This is a genomic window from Gloeocapsopsis crepidinum LEGE 06123 (assembly GCF_015207655.1).
GTDB classification, from domain to species: domain Bacteria; phylum Cyanobacteriota; class Cyanobacteriia; order Cyanobacteriales; family Chroococcidiopsidaceae; genus Gloeocapsopsis; species Gloeocapsopsis crepidinum.
Map to the genome: position 1 here is coordinate 1 of NZ_JADEWN010000095.1, position 16,323 is coordinate 16,323.

Genomic DNA, 16,323 nt, shown 5'->3' on the forward strand with positions numbered 1-16,323 from the left:
CAGTAATTCCCATTGTTCATCTGTGAGATCGGTACGATATGATTGACCCATGACTCTCGTTCTCTGTCATTTTTTGCTATTGACAGGTTATTGTAACGAGAGCTTTTTTACTTTTCAGACCTCCTCTTAGACTGCGGGTATACCCGACCATGAATGATGCTAGATCGAGTAATTGCTCTCATTCACAGAAGGTATTAGGGAGAGAGGCGATCGCCCCTACCCATATCCTTTCAACTATGCCCCCACCAATAACCTCAATTTCCCTACAGACCATCTCGAAGCACAAGCCCAGTCCTTAAAACGCAATATCCACAGCAATCTCCTGCCAGCGAGTAGCTAAATCCTCCGCAGTAGAACTTTCAACAGCGGCAAGGTTTAACGGATAGTCCACGTTGTCTCGCTCGATCCAGCGCACGGCTGTGAATTGACCATTGCTTGCCCTTAAGATAAATCCAGACCCTCGGCATTCTGGAGAAGCGAGATATAACACTCCGGGAGCTACTTGATCGGGTCGCAAATCCTCTGGCTGATCTTGTACGTTCCACATCCGCGTTTTGGCTACTGGCGAAATCGCATTAACGAGAATGCCATGCTCTTTGCCTTCAACCGCGAGTACATTCATCAAACCGATCTGTGCCATTTTTCCTATAGCATAAGAGGCGAGACCACTGAGTGCATATTGCTGATAAATAGCTCTATCCGAAGTCGTAAGCACAATCCGTCCGTAGTTTTGCTGTTTCATAATCGGCAAGGCAGCTTGAGACAACCACGTTGGTGCTTCTATGTTGATGTTGATGGCGCGTTCTAGAAAATCAGGTGTTAGTTCTTGCACTAACTGATAAGCAACCCATCCCGCATTGTGGATCAAGATGTCGAGGCGACCAAACTTCGAGAGCGTAGTTTCCACTAGACTTTGGCAGTTATCTCTACTATCAAGGATGACGTTGCTCGGGAATGCAACTCCACCTGCTTCTCGAATCCTGCTTGCAGCATCAGCCGCCACGTTCGGATCAAATCCGGTTCCATCTTTGTTGACACCTGCATCATGCACAACGACACGCGCTCCTCTTTCCGCAAGCAGGTGAGCATAGGCTGCCCCCAAACCTCGACCGCTTCCAGTAATAATCGCTACACGATCGTCGAGTCGAATCACTTAACTTTCTCCTGACTTAAATTCTGAATTTTAGTGAGTGTATGCACCGTTTAATGACTAATCGTTAGCGAGCTTTCTTTTTCCATTCATCTGTGAGCATTCCCGAGAAACCCCAGTTTTCATCAGCTATCTCTTGAATAACAATGTGGGTGTGTTCTGGCTTTTTACCGAGGATGCGGACAAGTGATTCTGTAAATTCCTTTACCAACTCAGACTTTTGTTCTCTCGTAGCTCCTGTCGTAATTTGAACATTGACGTATGGCATGATGTATATCTCTCTTAATGATTTCTTGAATCTTACTCTTTGGAGGATATGCAGATAAGCCATGCGGAAAAGTTTTTTGAGATGTGTATTATGCTTACAGTCAACATTATTTGCAACTTACTTCTCAAATTGGCAACCCAACTATTACCTCACTGTTCCTATCTTTAATAATCCGTACTGACAGTCACCTGCTGCCAAGCATCCAAATCGGTTTTGACCCATTCCAGTTTTTCCTGAATCAGGCTCATGGCATCCGTGCCTAATGCCAGCCGCATCGGTGGATGAGGACTTTCCACAGCTTGAATGATGGCTTGCGCCGCTGATCGTGGATTGCCAAGTTGCTTACCATCCATCTCTTTGAACCACTGCAATGAAGCACCACTCACCGGAACATAGGCATCAATGGATTGTTCGGCTGCCGCCAGAGAGCGTCCGTTGAAGTCTGTGCGAAATGCCCCAGGTTCAATTAACGTGACTTTAATTCCAAAGGATTTCACCTCTTTAGCCAGGGCTTCAGACGTGCCTTCCAGGGCGAATTTAGCGCCACAGTAGATACTGCTCCCGCCAAACCCCACTAATCCTGCTGTAGATGACATATTCACGATGTGACCGCTGCCTTGCTGACGCATTAAAGGCAAGACAGTTCGGATCAGACGAAGTGCCCCAAAGAAGTTGGTTTCAAACTGTCGGCGAATATCGGTATCATTGACTTCTTCAAGTGCGCCAATTAGTCCATAGCCAGCATTGTTGACCAGCACATCAATTCGACCAAACGTGGCGATCGCTGTATCAACGGCTGCTTGTATGTCTTGGGACACTGTTACATCCAGACGTACAGCCTTTGCGGTCTCTGGATAGTGCTTAGTTAAAGCGCGAAGTTGCTCTGGTTTGCGAGCAGTAGCCAGCAGGTAGTCGCCCTGCTTTAACACAGCTTCTGCTAGGGCACGTCCGAACCCTGTTGAACATCCTGTAATTAACCAAACTTTAGGAGTGACACGATTTTTGTCTGAGTTCATTTGTTTTCTCCAATCCAAAAACGATGAGACGCGCCTCATATTTCTTACGATAGGAGACAGCCATGCGACTGCCCAATATATATTTGACTAAGATTAATAGGTTAGACATATAAGTGTGATGGAATTACGACACCTGCACTACTTCATCGCGGTAGCTGAGGAACTACACTTTAGTCGAGCAGCCCAGCGGTTGCGCATTTCCCAACCCCCGCTCAGTCAGCAGATTCGTGGTTTGGAAGATGAACTAGGAGTCAAGCTGTTTGAACGAACGAAGCGGCAAGTGCATCTGACTGAAGCAGGCAAAGTGTTTTTAGAGCGCTCCTATGGAGTGTTAGCGCAACTCGAACAGGCGATCGCAGTGACACAACAGATCGGGCGGGGTGAGGTTGGACGGTTGGCGATCGGCTTTGTCGGCTCTGCAACGTATACCGTACTACCAGATGTTTTAAGTGTCTTTCGAGCACAGTTTCCTGCTGTAGAACTGCGATTGCACGAACTGACGACGCAAGAGCAAATTCAAGCCCTATATCACAAACAGGTTGATGTTGGCATTGTTCGTTCTGCCATCATCGAGCCAGGTTTGAGCGTGGAATGCATTTTGCAAGAAACATTAGTCTTGGCATTGCCAGAAACTCATCCGCTCTCTACCCAGACTCAAGTGTCTCTCTCCAGTTTGGCAGATGAATTATTTATTTTATTTCCTGCCAAAATGGGACCCATCTTTTACGAGCAGATTATTAACATTTGTCAACAAGCTGGATTTCGTCCGAAAGTCGCTCAAGAGGCAGTTCAGATGCAAACTATCATCGGCTTGGTTGCAGCAGGACTGGGCATCGCTTTCGTTCCCGCCTGCTTGCAAAATTTCCACAGAAGCGGAGTCATTTACAGACCCTTACAAGAGCAGATACCTAAAACCGGACTTTATCTTACTTGGCGGCAGCATGATTCCTCACCAGTAATCAGAGCATTTCTCAGCTTGGCACGGAAGACGACACAACGAGAGTCAAATCGTGACGATACGTGAGCAGTTAGGGATCAATCACCTCACCTAATAGCGCCTCCAAGTACTTTCTAGTAACCTGAAGCAGCCTAACGGCAAAACGCAGCGGCAGCAGTGGAACTTAAACTCAGCACCGACGGATTTCGACCGTCCGCTGCATTTGAATTGATAGATGGCTTTTTTCTAAGCTGCTTGCAGAACATAGAACGTATAACCATAGGAGTCGCTGAATTTTTCAAACAGTCGCATCTCTTCTTCAGTTTCATGAATAACTGATTGAGTACTTGGGGTAATTTCGATCTGCTGCATCCGCTCACGGAGTGGTTCATAATAATTGACCCACCAAGCCTGACTCGGCAGCCGATGCGTAGAAAGTACGCTAAAGCCAGACCTATTAGCCCGATCGATATTCTCAGCCTCGGTACCCATCATTGGATAGGCGTTTTGCCAACACGCGATCGCAGGCTCTGGCGCATTATCAGTAAACCAACTCATCTCCGATATGACGGCAATGCCGCTGTTGGCAAGAAGCGGTCGCCAGATTTTAAGGGCTTGCTCAAACCCAAGATTATAAGCAGCTCCCTCAGACCAAAGCAGGTCAACCGAACCCACTGACCAATCGAGTTTAGCCATGTCACCATGAATCGGAATGATTAGATGCTCAAGACCAACCTGTTTTGCGCGAGCTTTGAGTTCGTCGATAAAAACAGACGAGGAATCTACTGCCATGACGGTGCTTTGATAGTGTTGTGCAAGCAGCAATGCACTAGCACCGCTTCCACATCCTAGATCGGCAATTCGCGGCTTGAGGGGCAAAGTAGAAAGATTGCTCAGAATATTGCGCGAGAAGTCAGAGTCACCTGGCCCTTTGCGGTCAAGTCCACGGTGTAAATTAGTCAAAGCGGCAACGTACTCAGTTTGAGTGTCTGTACTCATATGGATTTTTGGTAGCTCTAATACCAAGAGGCTCTTGCCGTCTAACAATTTATTGTACAGAGTTTATCTATAGATCTTCCAGTTTGGGAGGGATGAATGAATCGCTTGCTATAGATCTATCCATGTAAGATGGATCTACAGCAAGACTGCCGTGTATTTCCCTCAATTAGGTTGGATCTACAGCAAAGTTCCGTGTATTTGCTCAATTCATGTCAGTAAGACATTTGTATTATTTACATATATTTTATACAAAAGCATAGAACTATCTTATGGAGCCTCGTTGCCGAAAGCTGCTCGACCAAGTACGCGATGCAATTTGAGTCAAGCATTACTCCTATAGCACTGAGAAAACCTATGTTTACTGGATTCGCCGCTTTATTCTGTTTCACAACAAGCGCCATCCTAACGAGATGGGTACAGCAGAGGTAACGCAATTCTTAACGCATTTGGCGGTAAACGAACAAGTCGCGGCAACCACTCAGAACCAAGCACTTAATGCCATTGTTTTCTTTACCGAGTTGTCTTGCAACAAGAGTTAGTGGGTATTGGTGCGGTGCGGGCAAAGCGATCGCGCTACTTGCCTACGGTATTAACTCCGGATGAGGTACAACGTATCATTTCTCAATTATACGGCGCATATAAGCTTGTGGTTCAACTCCTGTATGGAAGTGGGCTACGGTTGAGTGAAGTGAAGGTTTGCAGTTACGAGTTAAAAGAGTACAACGGGCAGTGCGGGATGCTGTAAAACTGGCTAGGGTCGAAAAACAAGTGACGTGCCACACCTTTCGCTATAGCTTCGCTACGCACCTCCTTCAAAATGGGTACGACATTCGCACTGTGCAGGAACTTTTAGGGCACAAAGATGTGAAGACAACAATGATTTACACACATGTTTTAAATCGAGGTGGTCGTGGAGTGCAAAGTCCGCTCGATCGCTAAGACATTCAAAATCAGCAGTTAACATCTTCTTTAAACGCACTATTATGCACGTAAAATAGTTAGTTCAACCTTTTACAAATCAACTTACGCTCCAACTCATTTTGCGCTCCTGGGTCAGGGCTGGGATACATAGTCAGAGCGATCGCCCCCCATTGGAAATGCTCTAACCTCAAAACGAGACGATTGATTTAATTATTGTTTGGTAGACATTCACGGACGATTTAATACCTCTTGTTGAGCAAACATAAAAGGTATTTTTTGAAAAATAAGAAATGGCAAAAAAATGATTTTATTTAAAGAAATAACTTGATAAATATTATCATATTTTTCTAAAGTAAACCATAAAAAAGCCACGAAAAGAAGTACACAAACATTTTAGTAAATGTTTTAGTATTGTTATGAAGGTGAAATAAAAATGAGTTAAGTAAATAAATTAAAGGTAGATAAGAAATGATTTTTTATACTCGTTTTTTAGAAAGTCGCTTTTGGGCATTATGCATTAAAGAAGTTAATCAGATATTAAGAAATAAGCAACTACTTTTTTTACTACTTTTTCCACCAACAATACAACTTTTGATCTTTGGCTTTGCACTGAATGCGGATGTGCAAAACCTAAAACTAGGAATTGTAGACTATGCTAATACTTATGAAAGCCGCGAGTTAGTTGCTGCCTTAACAGAAAACCAAATTTTTATTCCTCACAATTATAGTCTCAGTCAAGAGGAGATTGCTCAGCAAGTACGTCTTGGACAAATTACTGCTGGGTTAGTGATTCCTCCAGAATTTAATCGAAACTTAGCCCAAAATAAAACGGCTGAAGTGCAAATTTTTATTGATGGAGTTGATGCAAACACAGCAGGAATTGCTAGCGGTTATGCTGCACAGATAATTAACCAATACAGCCGTAGTTTAGATGAAAATCCTACACCACCTCTGGTACAAGCACAAAGTGTTTTCTTTTATAATCCTGGGTTATTGAGTAGTTGGTTTTTAGTTCCTGGAGTGTTGGGAACTGTAATTACACTCACGAGTACTCTTGTTTCTTCTACTACATTGGTACGCGAAAAAGACTCTGGAACGTTAGAACAATTGTTGATGACTCCCGCAGATGCTTGGGAAATTCTGTTAGCCAAAATTGCCCCATTGTTTGTACTTTTGATGGGAGATATACTATTAGCACTCAGTGTAGCTCGTATCGTTTTTAGAGTACCGCTACAAGGGAGCTTATTGTTATTTCTAGCGCTTGGGGGACTTTATCTATTTGTAGGGATTGGTGTTGGTTTGATGTTAGCAACTTTGGCAAAAAACCAGCAACAGGTAGTCTTAACTTCATTCTTTATCAATTTACCACTAATTCAACTTTCTGGGGCGATCGCACCCATTGAAAGTATGCCTGTTTTTTTCCAATACCTTTCACTACTTAATCCCCTACGCCATTTTGTCGCCATCTCACGCGGAATTCTGCTTAAAGGAGTAGGCATTGATATTCTATTCCCCCACGTACTTGCGCTCTTCACTTTTGTCGTAGTTTTACTAACGGTTAGTATCAACCGCTTTCGGAGTCAGTTGAGTTAGTTGCAAGAAATGCTTCTACTTCGGTGGCAGTAGGTTGCGAGGCGATCGCACCTGGTTTTGTTGTTGTCAGCGCCCCTGCTGCATTGGCATACTTCACAACATATTTGGCAACATCTGGATCTTGCAAGCTACTGATACCTTGTTGAGTTAGCTGGTGAACAAATGCTGCAAGGAAACTATCTCCAGCACCTGTCGTATCGACAACTTTGACAGGGAAACTTGGTACTTTACCTTCATTTTCTCCTAAACAATAAGCACAGCCATTTTCACCTGCGGTGATTAATACGCCTTCAATTGATTCCAGCCGATAGTTAATTGCTCCTGGATCGAGAGTATTAAACAACAATTCGGCCTCTTCTTCAGACAGCTTAAGAAAATCAATGCGATCGTAGAGTTTGGGAATAATTTGTAGTGCAGTCTCTTCACTATGCCAAAATACCGGACGCCAATTCACATCTAAGATAACTTTGACATTGTACTCTTCTGCCAAGTCTAAAGCACGAAACATACTAGCACGACTTTCAGGATAAGCTAACTCCAAAGTTCCTAGCACAAGGAAATCTGCGTTTTCAAATAGCTGAACAGGTAACTTATTGGCTTGCAGGTACGTATCTGCAAATTCCTCTGTTTTGAACTCGCCAAAGCCTGCAAACGTGCGATCGCCTGATTCTGAACGTACTACATAAACTTGTCGCGTCGGTGCGCTAGAGTGACGTTGTATTCCTGTCGTATCCACACCTACATCTTGCAATAGCTGCACAAGTGCATTTCCTGGTTCGTCTTCGCCTACACAACCGACAAATCCAGAGGATGTCCCCAACTTGACTAAACTACACGCGACATTCGCCGGTGCGCCTCCAGGGTATGGTGTCCACGATTCGACTTGTTGGAGCGATCGCCCAATTTGATCGGCAAGGCAATCGAATAAAATTTCCCCCAGGCACAATACACGCGGATTTGTCATCGGTTCTTACAGCTATCAACTCTGACTATACCAGCATAGGAGAAATCTGGCTGTTCAAGCGCGATCGCACTTGGAATTCACATTGCATCATTACCTAGTTGCAAGTTTCATAGTTCAGAAAGCCTATAGTATGCTAAATTTCCATAAATTAATTATTCATCGATTCTATTCAATGGTTTGCATTGATTTACAGCCATACCTAGACTTTTTTATCACTACAACCAAAATCGATAGAGATTTCTCTATTAATAACATTTAATATTTCTTTAATATTCTGTGGCTTAGACTGAACTAAATCTGCAGTAAAAGCTGTAATCTATTCTTTAATGTACGCTTGAGCATATTCTTTTATTCCTTAAGGAGCATACTCACTACTTTTACCAAAGCAATTTTTGCTTGTGATTCATTAGCTTATCCGAGTTAACTATTTATACATTTAATCATGCGTAAATAGCGCAAGAAGCTTGGTGTATTTCTTGCTTGATTCTGCTTATTTATCTACAGTTTGACCCATCAATACATAGCCTAAGAATGCAATTAACCAATCGTATCCATTTTCGCAACCTACGCGGTGATTTATTCGGTGGAGTCACTGCTGCAATTGTGTCATTGCCTCTGGCATTGGCATTCGGCGTTGCCTCAGGCGCAGGTGCGGTATCAGGTCTTTACGGTGCTGTTTTAGTTGGCTTTTTTGCGGCACTATTTGGCGGTACACCCACGCTGATTTCTGAGCCAACCGGACCAATGACCGTAGTCATGACTGGGATTATCGCAACTCTGGTCGCGAGAGATCCAGAAAATGGCTTGGCAATGGCGTTTACTGTCGTCATGCTGGCGGGATTGTTTCAAATCCTCTTTGGCATATTCAAGCTAGGGAAATACATCACGTTAATGCCCTATAGCGTGATTTCTGGCTTTATGTCTGGGATTGGAGTCATTTTAATTATCTTACAGATTGCTCCCTTTTTGGGACAACCGGCTCCTAAAGGCGGTGTTCTAGGTACGTTACAAAGCATACCGCAGTTGTTGGCAAATATTAATCCTACTGAAGCGATTCTAGGCGCGCTGAGTTTGGCAATTCTATTTTTCATGCCATCCAAATTCAAGCGCATTGTCCCGCCGCAACTAGTTGCATTAATTGTAGGTACGCTGGTTTCTTTGTTCTTCTTTCAAGGAGTCGAGATTCGCAGAATAGGTGAGATTCCAACTGGATTGCCACAGTTGCAAATGCCTGTCTTCAGTGCCGGACAAATTACCACGATGGCGATCGATGGTATTGTGTTGGGAATGCTCGGTTGTATTGATACCCTACTTACCGCCGTCATTGCAGACAGCATTACGCGGACGCAACACAACTCTGATAAAGAACTTATTGGTCAAGGTATTGGCAATATCGTTTCGGGAATATTTGGGGGATTACCTGGCGCAGGCGCAACGATGGGTACGGTGGTTAATATTCAAACTGGTGCGAGAACAGCACTATCAGGACTAACTCGCGCCATCATTTTACTCGTTGTCTTATTAGGCGCGGCAAGTTTAACACAGCCAATTCCGATGGCAGTACTTGCAGGAATTGCGCTGAAGGTGGGAATTGATATTCTAGACTGGAGTTTCCTCAAGCGCGCGCATCAGGTTTCTTTGAAAGGAACGCTGATCATGTATGGGGTGCTGTTCCTCACTGTATTTGTTGACTTAATCGTAGCAGTGGGAGTTGGGGTATTTATTGCAAATATCCTGACAATTGAACGTCTTTCACAATACCGCGAGAAAGATGTCAAAGTTATTAGTGATACGGATGATGACGTTGTGCTCAATCAAGAGGAAAAGCAGTTACTTGAGCAAGCTAATAATCGCGTACTGCTATTTTACCTAAGTGGACCGATGATTTTTGGATTGTCGAAAGCGATCGCCCGCGAACATACTGCAATGCAAGACCACGATGTTCTCATTCTAGATTTAAGTGATGTACCAATATTAGGTGTAACAGCTTCATTGGCAATCGAAAATGCCATTAAAGATGCGGTTGATCAAGGGCGCCAAGTCTTTATTGTTGGTGCGACTGACAAGATTAAGCTCCGACTAGAACGCTTGGGTATATTTAATCTCATACCTCCCCAAAATGTCACGACAGATCGCGTGGAAGCCTTACGACAAGCAGTTGAGCTTGTTTATCGTTCAGGAAAAGGTATGGTACAAGGCGATCGCTTGGCAGTTGGTCATGGTACTTCTGAAGGATATTCAACTGATGCAACCGATATGCCGCTGCCCCAGTAGTTTGCCGCCTAGTTGCTCATCATCTCTTTCAGTAATTGATAGACAACAACTTGCGATCAACAAGTAATTGCGTTGTTAAGGCTATGTTGTGAAAAAAGCTCTCGGGAGTCTTGCCGTGTTTCGACCCCAAGAGCTTTTTTGTTCGTATTACTCCTCACACAATTTGAAGTCTACATCTGCGTCACCTAAACTAGTAGTGGGCTGAATGACACTTTTAGGACTGTCATACGATTTTGGGTAAAAAATGCTTAGCTAGTAGCGTTATCTAGCCGAGATGAATTGAACTCAAACCACTGGATTCGCAACCATTAGACTTTAAAGCGCAAGCCTCCTAATGCACGAGCTTCGCTAACGCCCTTAGCGTTGTTAACCTGATTTTATTTCATCATGCGCCAGACGGGCTGGGTTGCAGTTTAAGTTAAAAGGAAACAAGTCGTAAGTTATTTAATTTGTCGATAACACCACTTTTCATTTGAGCATGAATACTTGCTCTTTACTGTTCAGACGTTTTTTGAACAGGGCATTGGGAAGTTAGGGGTTGGTCAATTGACCAGATCGGTAGTTGATCGACTTGCTCAATAGTTTGCTTGACATAAGGCATGCCATTAGGTGAAATCTCGTTGCCAAAATATCCTTCGGCTCCACTGTGTTCGTAAGAACCAATAATGCAAACAGTGTAGCGCCCTTGCCGTCGGGCTTGATTCACTGGAGAACCCACCGTCCAACTCCAGCGGGCAGGAAAGACCACTCGACTAAGATCGGCAACCCAGTCGCGATCGCCTTGCAGATGATAAACGTGTTCTGCGTCGTTAAATCCGGCTCTGCCCTCAAATGTGCCACCGATCGACACCACCGTTAAGCGGGCATTGAGCCATTCATTTAGGTGAGCCGTCGCACCCAAGGCAACTTGAGTTCCACCACTCGTACTAATCAAAATCAAGTTAATCGGTCTGTCAGATTGAGCGATGGGATATGCCGCATTCATGCGGTCTACGATCGTATGAGCAATGCTTAAGTTATAAATTGGACCATAGCGATCGTCAGCAGAAATTGCAAACCGCCACAAATTACGAACTTGAACTAAAACATTACGCAGTATTCCATCGCTTTCTTTTGATGCTTCCCACAACGGAGTTAATAATTCTTGACTACCGAGGTCTTGGTTAAATACCGAGTAAGGAAACACATCTCGTACAACAACACACTGAGAATGGCGTTGTGCAAGCTGATAGATAAAATACTTTTCACCAGGCGTAATCTGATCGGGTGAAAAGTTCCCAACACCAGGCAGAAAAACAATATAGCAATTGATGGCTGAGGTGGAAGAAGTGATAGAAGCTTTACGTAGCACATCCGGCTTTTCTTCTTCTGCCAAACCTAAACTCTCGGCAGTTTGGTTAAGCCACCAAACAATTGTACTGAGTGGTGCCAGTATTCCCCACAGCATGAGTAATCCAGCCATTACGAGAATGAGCCTAAACGTTGTCCCGCTTAATGTATGAATTGTGCGGCTAATCCACTTTGGCATCTTAGGATTTCTGCGTCAGTTGTTTAGGTTGCAATTTCTGGAGGTTGACGGGAGCGATTTCGTTAGTTGAATCTAGAAAACCAAGATTTCTCGCTAACCTCAATCAGGATAAGCCGCGTCTTCGGCTGACCATCGCTGGTACTCACTATGTAGTTGCTCAAATATAAGTAATAATTTGTTATCCGCCTTTTTAATTTTTGGGCAATGCACATACGCGCACAACTCTCCCCAGAGAGAAGCCGCTACCTGTCTTTAGATGGAAGTATTTCAATATAGTTGGTAAAAATAAATTGAGCTGCATGAAGCATTTAATTTAGGTAAGCGTAGCGTAAAGCTAATACTTGACTGTCATAGCTATATTTTTACTCTCACACTTAAGAGTTTATAATCTGCCATTAGATCTACTTGAGCGTCATTAAAAAATATCATTAATGACCTATTACAAACTGCCATAAGTTAGCTGCGACTCTCTATTCTCCTTTCAATTCATCTATTTCTAACAAACTGACAATCAAACCAGCAACTGGAACAGCTAGAAAAATACCTAGCAGCCCAGCAATTCTTGCTCCGACTAATAAAGCAAAAAATGTAACCACAGGATTAACATCGACTGAGTTTTGCATGACTCGCGGCGAAATTAAGTTGTCTTGGATTTGCTGAAGTATAATTGAGACTGCTAAGACTTTAAAAGCAAGTAAAACATCTTGAGTTAACAAAATAAAAAAAACAGTACCAATTCCTAAAGTCGCACCGATTCCTGGAACTGCATCAATAACTCCAATTATTAAGGATAAAACTAAAGGGGAAGGAACTTGAAGCAATATAAAAACTAAGAAAGTAGAGGTTGATAGAAATAACATTAAAATTAATTGCCCTCTAAAAAAACCTAAAAGTTTTTCCTCAACTGTATCAGCAAAGTGCTTGCGTGACTTTTCAGGTACAGTTTTCAACACAAAATGCCAAACATTTTTTCCGTTTAGCAACATAAAAAGAGTGACAACTGCAATTAAAACAAAATTGATAAAATTGGTTAGTGAAGTTCCTAAAAGGTTGAGAATATAACTAATGCCTGATAAGGCAAAATTTCTGATTTGCTCTCCAATAGCATCTAGATTCAGTTGGAGATTGCGAGTTTGTAGGAAAGCCTCTAATTGTTCTAACGAAAAGCCAACAGAGTTACTAATTTCAAGAATTCTATTAATTAATTGTTGTCCTTGAGATAGTATTGCAAAACCGAGGGTAATTACTAAAGCAATAACTATTAAGAGACTTACCAAGAAAACTAAAATAACGGCAAATGTGCGGGGTAAAAAACGTCGTAACCAGCGAACAGGATAGTTTAATAAAGCAGCTAAAATCGCTGCAAACGTGAAAATGACAATCACTGTTTCAAAATAAACTAGAAGCTGTAAAAGTGCCCAACCAAAGGCAAATAATAGAAGAAAGCGAATTATAAAAGAATTACTCAGTCGCCGTCGGAGATTGTTCATCATTTCCTCCCCTGATTTCTTCAATTTGACTAACTACAAAAATTAAGGTGAAGCGTTGACCTGTTTCTTTGGCGACAAAATCTTCATAAAAGCCGAACTTGGTTTGGCATTAAAGTTCCTGCGAGTAGGACATTCAAGCGGGCTGTAGGAGGTTGAGTTACCCAGTTGACATCACTGCTAATTAATTCCACTCGCAAAGAAGGTAACTGTGCGGTTCCCCAGCACTTGCTGTATAAGGGCTGCTAATTCGGCTTGCCGCACCAATCGTATAAAGCTCCCACCTAAGGGAATCAGAAGTAAACTTGTAAAAATTATTGTCCGCCTGAGAGCTTTACGCCCATGATGTAGTGAGATACAACCTGTGGTTAAAAAGACTAGCATACAGGAGATGGTAATTCCTAGTAAATTGGTCAGGTACAAGAGGGTTGCACTAAGCTAAGTGACCAATCTGCTTGAGACAAACCTAACCCAATAACACAAATTGGTGGCATGAGCGCGACAGCAAGTGCTGTACCAGCTTAGCTAGAAGAAATTTTTGGTTTGACTTTGGCATAGCCACTGATTCCTCCTGCTGCGGTAAGCAAAGCCATGCCGTAGGCTTATCGCAATTCCCAAATCTAGTAAGGTTGGTTCAGAACGATCGTTATTAATAAGACCGATCGCCAAATCGTACATATGAATTGACACGCGAGCAGATCGTTTTGTGAATCTTACGTTTGCTCCTTGTTTTACTGTCAGCTGACTCGCCCAAATTTTACTCTCTAAAAATAATATGATGGTAAGGTATCAAGGTATCTTGGCTACCCGTAATTTTTCACTATTGCCCCTAGCTTCTAACTGCTGAGGAATGTCACAATATAGCGTAACTTTTTTGTAGCTGTGTCGGATAAATCATGACAATGCATCCTGAAATGCAACGTGCCTTTGAACAAAGATGCGTCCTCAAAATTATCAGTGGCTTAAATAACTTTGACTCTCAGCGAGTTGCTGCTACCGTAATTGCTGCCGATCGCGGTGGTGCGACTTTTGTTGATATTGCTGCTGATGCTGAACTAATAAAGCTAGCACGTGGCTTGACAAATTTACCAGTTTGTGTATCTGCAGTTGAACCAGAAAAGTTTGTTGTTGCAGTAGAAGCTGGGGCTGATTTAATCGAAATTGGTAACTTTGATAGTTTCTATGCCCAAGGACGGCGTTTTGAAGCAGCAGAAGTACTGGAGTTAACACAAGCTACGCGATCGCTTCTACCGAATATCACATTATCAGTAACTGTTCCTCATAGTCTGGAACTCGATCAGCAAGTACAACTAGCCGAAGAACTCGTCGAAGCTGGGGCTGACATTATTCAAACTGAAGGTGGAACTAGCACTCAACCAGTGCATCCAGGAACTCTAGGACTGATTGAAAAAGCTGCACCTACTTTGGCAGCCGCTTACGAAATTTCTCGTGCCGTATCAGTTCCAGTACTGTGTGCTTCTGGAATTTCTAGCGTAACTGCACCGCTGGCGATCGCTGCTGGGGCTGCGGGTGTTGGTGTCGGTTCTGCAATCAATCAACTTAACAGTGAAGTCGCGATGATTGCTGCTGTGCGTAGTTTAGTTGATGCTTTAGCTACTCGCCGGACTGAAACATTAGCATAAAGTTAGAGCTAAGTGATTAGTGGCTAGTGACTAGTTATGAGTTATGAGTTATGAATTTTGAGTTATGAATTTTAAGTTTTGAGGTTTGAATTAAAAGAAGTGTCTTAACTCAACACTTCACGACTCAACACTCAACACTCTCTTAAACTCAACACTCATAACTTTCTTAAACTTCCTGACTCCCGATCCCTGGCCTCTAGTTTGAGAGACAATCTTTCAAGGTATAAATTACCTGATCTTGCTGCTCGATTGTCATTTCTGGAAACATTGGCAGAGATATGACTTCATGGCTAGCTTGTTCTGAAATTGGCAAGCTTCCTGGTTGATAACCGAGATTTTCATAGACAGGTTGTAAATGTAAAGCAAGCGGGTAATACACCATTGAACTGACACCGCGTTCTTGCAGCATCTGGCGGACGCGATCGCGATAGCTGCTGTCATTCTTCGCTATCCGAATTGTGTATTGGTTCCATACGCCAACACCGCCTTCAAGTTCTTGCGGAATCGTAACTGTGGGAATGTGGGTGAGGAATTCGTGATAACGCTGGGCGATCGCTCGACGTTGTTCGTTCCACTGGTCAAGATAGCGGAGTTTAATTTGTAAAATAGTGGCTTGGATTGCGTCTAATCGACTATTGACACCAATTTCTTCATGGATGTAGCGTGTTTGACTACCATGCTCGCGTAACATGCGGATTCTCGCTGCGATCGCAGAGTCATTTGTCGTAATCGCCCCACCATCACCACACGCACCTAAATTCTTTGTTGGGTAAAAACTAAAACAACCAATGTGTCCGATACTACCTACTTTTTGCCCCGCCCACATCGCCCCTGTAGATTGGGCGCAGTCTTCAATCACTGCTAAATTGCGCAAGCACGCAATTTCCATTACCGCAGTCATATCTACAGGCTGTCCGAACAAGTGAACAGGCATAATTCCTTTAGTTCTACTCGTAATTGCAGCCTTTACTTTTTCAACATCAAGATTAAACGTCGCAGCGTCAATATCCACAAAAACTGGCGTTGCACCAACTGCTGTAATCACTTCAGTTGTTGCGAAAAAAGTAAACGGTGAGGTAATCACTTCATCGCCTGAACCAATGTTTAAAGCTTTGAGTGCCAAAAACAACGCATCAGTACCTGAATTACACGCCACACATTCTGCAACATCTGTATAAGCCGCAAATTGCTGTTCAAAGCCCTTTACTGAAGGACCACCGATATAACCACCAGAAGCCAAAACTTTTAAGACAGCATCACTTACTTCTGCTTCTATCGTTGTATACTGCCGCACTAAGTCTAGAGGAGGGATATTCACGCTTAGATCCATAAGTATTTAATCTTGAAAATATCAAATCAAATGTCGTGCTACAAGAAAATCCGGTTTCGGCTTCTTTTAAGCTTTTAGAATGAGAAATTTAGTAAGTTGTTTCATAGCGGGTAGTAGGGTAGGCGGGGAGACTAAGAGAGTTATGAATGTTGAGTGTTGAGTTGAGACACTTCTTTTAATTCACCCCTCACCCCTCACCCCTCACTCCTCGCC

The 16,323-nt window shown here is 43.2% G+C and carries 18 protein-coding genes; 7 read left to right on the top strand and 11 right to left on the bottom strand.

Going from position 1 to position 16,323, the window contains the following annotated elements; all coding sequences use genetic code 11:
• Positions 1-295: 295 nt before the first annotated feature.
• The 3 genes from IQ230_RS24455 to IQ230_RS24465 form a co-directional block, all read right to left on the bottom strand.
• On the bottom strand, positions 296-1,153 hold the full coding sequence (locus IQ230_RS24455; protein WP_193934819.1) for an SDR family NAD(P)-dependent oxidoreductase: 858 nt from the start codon (positions 1,151-1,153) through the stop codon (positions 296-298).
• Positions 1,154-1,217: 64 nt separating this feature from the next.
• A complete protein-coding gene (locus tag IQ230_RS24460) occupies positions 1,218-1,418 on the bottom strand; it encodes a tautomerase family protein (RefSeq protein WP_193934820.1) in 201 nt (66 codons plus the stop codon).
• Between the two features lie 164 nt (positions 1,419-1,582).
• Entirely contained in the window at positions 1,583-2,434 is an 852-nt protein-coding gene (locus IQ230_RS24465) for an oxidoreductase (RefSeq protein WP_193934821.1), read from the bottom strand.
• 118 nt (positions 2,435-2,552) lie between these two features.
• Between IQ230_RS24465 and IQ230_RS24470 the strand changes: the two genes are divergently transcribed.
• Positions 2,553-3,458 (top strand): LysR substrate-binding domain-containing protein, encoded by a 906-nt coding sequence (locus tag IQ230_RS24470; protein WP_193934822.1) that lies wholly within the window; start codon positions 2,553-2,555, stop codon positions 3,456-3,458.
• Positions 3,459-3,617: 159 nt separating this feature from the next.
• On the opposite strand, the gene IQ230_RS24475 is transcribed toward IQ230_RS24470, so the two are convergent.
• Positions 3,618-4,370, bottom strand: coding sequence for an SAM-dependent methyltransferase (locus IQ230_RS24475; protein ID WP_193934823.1), 753 nt, complete (start codon positions 4,368-4,370; stop codon positions 3,618-3,620).
• Positions 4,371-4,750: 380 nt separating this feature from the next.
• Between IQ230_RS24475 and IQ230_RS28030 the strand changes: the two genes are divergently transcribed.
• The 4 genes from IQ230_RS28030 to IQ230_RS24490 all read left to right on the top strand — a co-directional run bounded on the left by IQ230_RS28030 (position 4,751) and on the right by IQ230_RS24490 (position 6,884).
• A complete protein-coding gene (locus tag IQ230_RS28030; RefSeq protein WP_228055310.1) occupies positions 4,751-4,909 on the top strand; it encodes a site-specific integrase in 159 nt (52 codons plus the stop codon).
• A complete protein-coding gene (locus tag IQ230_RS28110; protein ID WP_228055304.1) occupies positions 4,894-5,115 on the top strand; it encodes a hypothetical protein in 222 nt (73 codons plus the stop codon). The genes IQ230_RS28030 and IQ230_RS28110 overlap by 16 nt, the downstream gene beginning before the upstream one ends.
• Positions 5,100-5,309: a tyrosine-type recombinase/integrase gene (locus IQ230_RS28115; RefSeq protein ID WP_439566510.1), complete on the top strand. Its 210-nt coding sequence runs from the start codon at positions 5,100-5,102 to the stop codon at positions 5,307-5,309. The genes IQ230_RS28110 and IQ230_RS28115 overlap by 16 nt, the downstream gene beginning before the upstream one ends.
• Before the next feature lie 450 nt (positions 5,310-5,759).
• Entirely contained in the window at positions 5,760-6,884 is a 1,125-nt protein-coding gene (locus tag IQ230_RS24490) for an ABC transporter permease (RefSeq protein WP_193934825.1), read from the top strand.
• Here IQ230_RS24490 and IQ230_RS24495 read toward each other — a convergent pair.
• Positions 6,856-7,848: a carbohydrate kinase family protein gene (locus tag IQ230_RS24495; protein ID WP_193934826.1), complete on the bottom strand. Its 993-nt coding sequence runs from the start codon at positions 7,846-7,848 to the stop codon at positions 6,856-6,858. The two genes, IQ230_RS24490 and IQ230_RS24495, sit on opposite strands and share 29 nt — an antisense overlap.
• Positions 7,849-8,379: 531 nt before the next feature.
• On the opposite strand from IQ230_RS24495, the gene bicA reads away from it, so the two are divergent.
• Positions 8,380-10,122, top strand: a complete 1,743-nt coding sequence (gene bicA, locus IQ230_RS24500) for a bicarbonate transporter BicA (RefSeq protein WP_193934827.1) — start codon at positions 8,380-8,382, stop codon at positions 10,120-10,122.
• Positions 10,123-10,615: 493 nt separating this feature from the next.
• Here the strand turns inward: bicA and IQ230_RS24505 are convergent, their stop codons facing one another.
• From IQ230_RS24505 to IQ230_RS27110, 5 genes are all read right to left on the bottom strand, one after another.
• Positions 10,616-11,650, bottom strand: a complete 1,035-nt coding sequence (locus IQ230_RS24505) for a hypothetical protein (protein WP_228055305.1) — start codon at positions 11,648-11,650, stop codon at positions 10,616-10,618.
• A gap of 470 nt (positions 11,651-12,120) precedes the next feature.
• Positions 12,121-13,140, bottom strand: a complete 1,020-nt coding sequence (locus tag IQ230_RS24510) for an AI-2E family transporter (RefSeq protein WP_228055306.1) — start codon at positions 13,138-13,140, stop codon at positions 12,121-12,123.
• Positions 13,141-13,317: 177 nt separating this feature from the next.
• Positions 13,318-13,521, bottom strand: a complete 204-nt coding sequence (locus IQ230_RS27100; RefSeq protein WP_228055307.1) for a hypothetical protein — start codon at positions 13,519-13,521, stop codon at positions 13,318-13,320.
• A gap of 29 nt (positions 13,522-13,550) precedes the next feature.
• The gene (locus IQ230_RS28040) at positions 13,551-13,631 is read right to left on the bottom strand and encodes a hypothetical protein (protein ID WP_228055311.1); all 81 of its coding nucleotides are present in this window, start codon (positions 13,629-13,631) and stop codon (positions 13,551-13,553) included.
• Between the two features lie 31 nt (positions 13,632-13,662).
• Positions 13,663-13,827, bottom strand: coding sequence for a glycosyltransferase family 9 protein (locus IQ230_RS27110; protein WP_228055308.1), 165 nt, complete (start codon positions 13,825-13,827; stop codon positions 13,663-13,665).
• 206 nt (positions 13,828-14,033) lie between these two features.
• Between IQ230_RS27110 and IQ230_RS24520 the strand changes: the two genes are divergently transcribed.
• On the top strand, positions 14,034-14,780 hold the full coding sequence (locus tag IQ230_RS24520; RefSeq protein WP_193934829.1) for a DUF561 domain-containing protein: 747 nt from the start codon (positions 14,034-14,036) through the stop codon (positions 14,778-14,780).
• 196 nt (positions 14,781-14,976) lie between these two features.
• Here the strand turns inward: IQ230_RS24520 and IQ230_RS24525 are convergent, their stop codons facing one another.
• On the bottom strand, positions 14,977-16,110 hold the full coding sequence (locus IQ230_RS24525; RefSeq protein ID WP_193934830.1) for a DegT/DnrJ/EryC1/StrS family aminotransferase: 1,134 nt from the start codon (positions 16,108-16,110) through the stop codon (positions 14,977-14,979).
• Positions 16,111-16,323: the final 213 nt, after the last annotated feature.